Annotated in this window: 2 protein-coding genes; both read right to left on the reverse strand. The window is 58.7% G+C overall.

The annotated features are described in order from the left end of the window. Positions 1-93: 93 nt before the first annotated feature. Complete coding sequence (locus E3T43_RS18750) at positions 94-258, reverse strand: DUF2207 domain-containing protein (protein ID WP_166788335.1); 165 nt, start codon at positions 256-258, stop codon at positions 94-96. A 121-nt stretch (positions 259-379) separates the two neighbouring features. Then, positions 380-592 carry a hypothetical protein gene (locus tag E3T43_RS09025; protein WP_134472212.1) on the reverse strand — a complete coding sequence of 71 codons (213 nt, stop codon included), beginning with the start codon at positions 590-592 and terminating at the stop codon, positions 380-382. Between the last annotated feature and the right edge of the window lie 413 nt (positions 593-1005).

Here is a 1005-nt window from a genome sequence, read left to right on the forward strand (position 1 = left end):
CCGCTCAGCCGATCTCACAACGCCCCACCCCGGAGCAAAAAAACACTCTAGAGACTCGCCGGGCCGGCTGAACCCATGTTATTCAGCAGCCTCCTAGGCGCCCTTGCGCCCCGACATTGACCGCATCAGGAACATGATCACCGCGATGATCGCGAGCACGATACCGACCCAGAGGAGAAACTGCAGAGACTGCACCAAGCCACCGGTAATGAGCAGCACGACCGCAACGATGGCCACAATAATTAGAAGCGGATTCATGATCCGACCTTTCCCTTCATGCGCGGGTAATTCCCGATTGCCCCGATCGTACCCCCGAATGAGGTTCAGACGCGGATACCGCACGCGGCATCCGCATCCTTGTCGCATTGGCTCGTCGTGCTCAGATCGAGCCCGCCGTCACTACGCGCCGAGGTACGCGTCGATGATGCGCGTCGATGATGCCGGGGGCGTTCAGCAGGTCGGCGGCCTGACCCTCGACCGTGGTGACGCCGCTCTCAATCACGTAGGCGCGGTCGGTGACCCGCAGCGTAGCGGGAGCGGGAATTGAACCCGCGACACCACGATAATCGTGAACCAGGCTCAACGAGGTCACGGGGGCCTCATACAGTCACTGATCCCAATAAAACACCGGGTAGATGATCACACTCGCAACCCCGGTCGAATTTCAATCTGCGGGGTTAATGCGGGGTTTCAGAAATGAACACTCTGACAGCCATCCCGGTCAGTGGACATGGCCGTTATACGAAAGCCGATCGGCGCCTGAGTTCTCTGCAATTTGCGGTGAAGAACACCTTTCACGACACCAATGACTATGAGCCATCTGACCGAATAGGCCACGCCGGCCCCCCGAGCGTGCCAGCATATTGGCCGAACACTACGTGAGGCCATGACAATGACCAGATGGACCTGAGCTGCCGCGGGGATTTCGGACAGCGGAATTAGTGGTTTCTTCTACGCTGCCAGGGCTGGCTTTTCATAACCGTAGTGCACTTCGTTAGGCCGTCG

The sequence above is a fragment of the Cryobacterium sp. Hh7 genome (assembly GCF_004403155.1).
GTDB lineage: Bacteria > Actinomycetota > Actinomycetes > Actinomycetales > Microbacteriaceae > Cryobacterium > Cryobacterium levicorallinum.